The sequence below is a fragment of the Acetobacterium sp. K1/6 genome (assembly GCF_034438075.1).
GTDB lineage: Bacteria > Bacillota > Clostridia > Eubacteriales > Eubacteriaceae > Acetobacterium > Acetobacterium carbinolicum.
Genome location: NZ_JAXQGA010000053.1, coordinates 1 through 3,332, shown reverse-complemented (window position 1 = coordinate 3,332; position 3,332 = coordinate 1). Strand labels below are relative to the sequence as shown.

Below are 3,332 nucleotides of genomic sequence, written 5' to 3'. Positions count from 1 at the left end.
GAATCGTCCACGGTATCAATGTGTGTGCTACCGGTATCCAATTGAATATCGTTGGTATCATTACCGTGAAATATTCAAAATTAATTGGTGGTCTCGATACGCCAACCGAAGGCGAAATATTTTACAAGGGAAAATCATTGACGAAATTAAGTCATGATCAGCTGGCTCAGTATCGCCGTGAACAAATTGGATTTGTTTTTCAGGACTATAATTTGATGGATAGTCTGACAATAAAAGAAAATATAATGCTGCCAATGTTATTGGATCATAAAAAGCTGAAAGAAATTGAAGAAAGTGTGCTGTATTATGCCCAGCGCTTTGGAATCAGAAAACATTTGAATAAATACCCGGGGGAATTATCAGGAGGAGAACAGCAGCGGGCCTCCATTTGTCGCGCTTTATCAAATAACCCGAAGTTAATTCTGGCTGATGAACCAACCGGAAATCTGGACTCGCAATCATCAAAAGAAGTGGTGAGGTGTCTAAAAGAAATGAATCAGGAATTGCGAAAAACAGTAATTTTGGTTACCCATGATCCCTATATCGCCAGCTTTGCGGATGAGGTAATTTTATTAAAAGATGGTCTGATTGAAGAAAGACTTGTTAATCACATGGAAAAAGAGAAATTCTTTAAAATTCTGATTGAACACCTTAACGCATTTTAAGTGATTGCTTTGTGATGCTTTTAGTTTATGCACCAATCCTATTGACTACTGCATGCCGAAAACAGATAATTAAAGTTTAGAAAAGGGGGAGCTTGTCTTGAACTCATTGAAAAAAATCAAACCATTAAAACCATATTTGATCATAATTATTCTTGTCATTTACATCGAAGTTGTTGGTAATGGAAAGCTTATAACGTCTGAAAACCAACTATTTTTTTATGCGGGGATCAATAGACCCATTGTGGGCTCATTAGTCGGTGTTTTTTTGTATATATTAAATTTAGATGATCTAAGATTGACTTTGAAAATTCGTATGCATGATTTAATTATTGCGTTATTCTTAATCTTGATTTATTACGCTCGTTATATCTCAATATTTGGTTTTTATGTAAATATTTCTATTCCAATACCATCTTTGTTAGTTAGCTCTCCGGTTATAGTATATGTTTTTCCAGTAGTAGTAGGATATTTTTTCTCAAAAGGATTCGTTTCAACCAAAAATAATAGCGATGTGGGTAACTGAAACCGTAAAGTTAACGCAGTAAAGTTGGATCAGCATGGAGGATGGCGATGGTGAAAGTCTGAAACATCTTGAGTATTAAGCTTACCTAATTCTGAGCATAGCCACACTTATTTGTGCTTGGAAAAGCAATCAACACATATATAAATGCAGTCACTCCAGAATGGAGCAGCCTACTCACCTCCACGTGATTTGTAGTTTGTGGTTATCCCTATGGCTATACAATAATTAAAAAAATTTTTTAAAGGCAAGATGTTTCAGGTCGTTTTGTGGCTTGAGTGAAACGAAGGAATGGTGATACATAAATGAAAAAGAAGTATGTGATTATATCAATTGTATTTTTATTGGGAGTTTTATTTTATTTTATAATATCTACGCTTTATTCTTTGTATATTTAAATTTGGTTAGGGTGTCAAAAACACCCAGTTTAAGCAGCTGGTACTCCGGCAGCGAAAAGGCAGCGTCTCTAAACTCCGCTATCAGTCGGGTGGCATCATCAAGCACCTGTTGCAGAAGACTGGTGATGTACTTCGCTTTTGCGATGATAGATGGCGTGATTGAGGTCTTCTTAACGCGTTTTGAATGGATATTCTGTGATGCTTTTAGTGCCAAGTCAGGAAATGATTTAAAATTTAGAGCGACAAGTGAGGAAAGCATGAAGAAAGAGTATTATGTAGACTTGGGATTATTGATTATATTGATGATCACAACTCTTTTCACAATAACACAGATCGATAATAATTCATATATAATAATGTTTATCGTATTTTTGGTGCTATCGGCTTATGTTAATTTTAAATTCAGAATCGTTCTCAAATATCCCTATGAAGGCAAATTTAGTTATTTTGAGAAAATGACGTTCTTATTAATGGAACTCGGAAAAATATCATACTTTATCAGCATAACCGATATTGTATATGTGAATCCGAATTTAGACGATCATGATTTTACGGTATATGGTAAATTAGCATTTATCTTATATTTATTGCTCTTTAAAGCAACTTCATATGTGTCTGATGATAAATTAATCTATCATTTCTCAAAAATGGTGGACATAAAAGATATCAAAGACTATGAGCTGAGAGAAAAATCCTTTAACATTTATTATTTATCGCTTCATTTAGAAAATGATAACGTGCTCAAACTAAGGCTCAGTGATTACAACTATCAAAAATTACAGAAATTTCAATTTGGGATTGAGTGACGCAGGATTACGAGCAGGCGATTAAATTATTTCTAAACCTTAAAGTTAACGAAGTAAAATCGGATCTGGAAGTAGAAGGAGGAACTGAAATTGTCACTTTACCAATCAATGATAAAAATTGCCATAACGCCCTTTATTATTTTAGGCCTTGCTATTTTTAGGGACTATTTTATAAGATATCAGGCAACAAACCTTCAATTAAATTTATTATGGTATCGCGTTTTGTTTGACTTATTTCTTTACATTTCAACAGGAATATTACTGGCCAGTTTGTACGAGCGCTTTAAAAAAATTCGAATACTAAGAATGACGAAAGTTATCTTGGCAGCTAATATTTTATTACTGATGCTATTTTATGGGGTAAGTTATTTTGGCGTTTTATATTTTGCCAGTATCAAAGAATTTTTTGTTTTTGATTTTATTTTGATGGGCTATTACGCTTATTTATTGATTGATAGTTTTAGAAAAGAGGCTTGACATAAAAAAAGATTTTACAGGTTAGTTTAATATGTGGTTACCTGTGTTTTTTGTATTGATGGATTTTGGGTTCATAGCCATCCAGAATAGCTTTAATATGATGGAATCGATGAGTTATGGTTTTTATTTTAGCCGCTATTGGGTGATGAAAATAAGTGAGGGATGTTAATGGGCGAAAAATGGAAACAAATAAGGCGCATTATTATGAAAATATTATTAGCATGTGGAATTGTGATAATAATAATAGTACAAGTAACCGAACGAAATAATTTAATTGAATGGAGAGAACCAATTACATTCACATTAAGGATTTATTTAGTTTCGGTATTCATTTATATTGTATTTCTCAATGCAATTCCACTAATTTGGAATTATTTTAAAAATAAAGCTGTTTATTGTAAAATAAAAATGTAGAAAGTTGCAAAGCAAAAATCCATAGTATTGCAAGTTGGAAAATGCACAATAT

The 3,332-nt window shown here is 32.9% G+C and carries 4 protein-coding genes; all 4 read left to right on the top strand.

Translation table 11 applies throughout. The annotated features are described in order from the left end of the window. Positions 1-665, top strand: a 665-nt coding sequence (locus tag U2P91_RS17725; RefSeq protein ID WP_322520090.1) for an ABC transporter ATP-binding protein, incomplete at its 5' end; no start/stop codon positions are given. Between the two features lie 97 nt (positions 666-762). Then, on the top strand, positions 763-1,188 hold the full coding sequence (locus tag U2P91_RS17720; protein WP_111889204.1) for a hypothetical protein: 426 nt from the start codon (positions 763-765) through the stop codon (positions 1,186-1,188). A gap of 520 nt (positions 1,189-1,708) precedes the next feature. Then, positions 1,709-2,389 carry a hypothetical protein gene (locus U2P91_RS17715; RefSeq protein WP_111889205.1) on the top strand — a complete coding sequence of 227 codons (681 nt, stop codon included), beginning with the start codon at positions 1,709-1,711 and terminating at the stop codon, positions 2,387-2,389. Positions 2,390-2,479: 90 nt separating this feature from the next. Continuing rightward, positions 2,480-2,866 carry a hypothetical protein gene (locus tag U2P91_RS17710; RefSeq protein WP_162624552.1) on the top strand — a complete coding sequence of 129 codons (387 nt, stop codon included), beginning with the start codon at positions 2,480-2,482 and terminating at the stop codon, positions 2,864-2,866. Positions 2,867-3,332: the final 466 nt, after the last annotated feature.

Bases quoted from the DNA above. Each gene is read 5' to 3' on its own strand.
- U2P91_RS17715 (WP_111889205.1), top strand. From the start codon at position 1,709: ATGTACTTCGCTTTTGCGATGATAGATGGCGTGATTGAGGTCTTCTTA.